The sequence below is a fragment of the Nocardia sp. NPDC004568 genome (assembly GCF_040609955.1).
Taxonomy (GTDB): domain Bacteria; phylum Actinomycetota; class Actinomycetes; order Mycobacteriales; family Mycobacteriaceae; genus Nocardia.
The window spans coordinates 1-1,460 of record NZ_JBEXLL010000188.1; the positions used below are offsets into that span (position 1 = coordinate 1).

The following is a 1,460-nucleotide window of genomic DNA, read 5'->3' on the forward strand; positions in this document are numbered from 1 at the left end:
CTCCATAAGGTTGTAGGTGTTCAGGACAAGAGGTTCTGGATGCCCAGGGCGGTGGGGTGTGGCTGATCGCGTCTTGCCGTTGGGTGGTTCGTTAGGAGTGGCCGCCCCACTGTTCTGGACGCCTTGGCCGCTGATTGAAATCTGTGCGTTACGTCGCTGTTTATGGAGATGCAGGCAGGGTCGTCCGCGGGGTTTCGTTACGAGAGCGGGAGGTCGGGCCGGATGAAGGTCCGCGAAAAGGTCTGGGTCGGAATCGATGTCGGCAAAGCCACCCACCACGCCTGTGTGGTGGATCAGGCGGGCAAGGTCGTGTTCTCCGGCAAGGTGGTCAACGGCCAGTCCGCGATCGAGGCATTGATCACCCGGGTCCGGGCCAACGCCGTCGAGGTGGCCTGGGCGGTGGACATGACCTCCGGGGCAGCAGGATTGTTGCTGGCGTTGCTGACAACCACCGGAGATCCGGTCGTCTATGTGCCCGGCCGGCTGGTCAACCGGATGACCGGAGCGTTCGCCGGTGAAGGCAAAACCGACGCCAAAGACGCTCGCACGATCGCCGAAACCGCCCGCCTGCGTAGCGATCTGACACCGATTACCAGCCCCGACCAGATCGTGACCGATCTGAAGGTACTCATCGCGCGCCGCGAGAACCTCATGACCGACTGGGTGCGTGGCATCAACCAGCTGCGCGAGCTGCTGACCTCGATCTTCCCCGCACTCGAACGCGCCTTCGACTACTCCACCCGCTCGGCGTTGATCCTGCTCACCGGCTTCCAAACCCCCGCCGGCCTGCGGGCCGCCGGGCACGACGGCGTGCGAACCCATCTGCTCGAGCACGGTGCCTGGACCACAGGCATCACCGCCATGACCGACAAGGCCCTGACCGCCGCCGCAGAACAGACCATCGCCTTGCCCGGTGAGGCAGTCACCGCGCCACTGATCGCCCGGCTGGCACATCAACTGCTCGATCTCGACCGCGAGATCAAAAACCTCGACAAACAGCTCACCGAACGCTTCGGGCACCACCCCCACGCCGCGGCCATCACCAGCGTGAACGGGTTCGGCCCGATCCTGGGCGCACAACTGCTCGCCGACGCCGGCGGCGACCTGATCACCGTATTCGGCAGCGCGGCCCGACTGGCCGCCTACGCCGGCCTGGCCCCGGTGCCCCGCGATTCCGGGAAGATCAAGGGCAACCTGCACCGCCCCAAGCGATACCACCGAGGCATGCGCAAGGTGTTCTACATGGCCGCGCTGTCGAGCATCCGCCGCACCGACGGCCCCTCCCGCGCCTTCTACCAGAAGAAACGAGCCGAGGGAAAGGTGCACACCCAGGCACTCATCGCGCTGGCACGCCGCCTGATCGACGTCATCTGGGCGCTCGTTCGTGACAACCGCACCTTCACCATCGAGGCACCAACCCCGATCAGCGTGGCGGCTTGACACGATCATTGAAACTCCTA

General features: G+C 65.1%; 1 protein-coding gene. It reads left to right on the plus strand.

Annotated features, from left to right (window positions below; genetic code table 11):
• Positions 1–222 precede the first annotated feature (222 nt).
• Positions 223–1,440 carry an IS110 family transposase gene (locus ABZV91_RS32460; RefSeq protein WP_355249531.1) on the plus strand — a complete coding sequence of 406 codons (1,218 nt, stop codon included), beginning with the start codon at positions 223–225 and terminating at the stop codon, positions 1,438–1,440.
• Positions 1,441–1,460 lie beyond the last annotated feature (20 nt).

Coding starts and splice junctions, on each gene's coding strand:
- ABZV91_RS32460 (WP_355249531.1), top strand. CDS start 223: ATGAAGGTCCGCGAAAAGGTCTGGGTCGGAATCGATGTCGGCAAAGCC.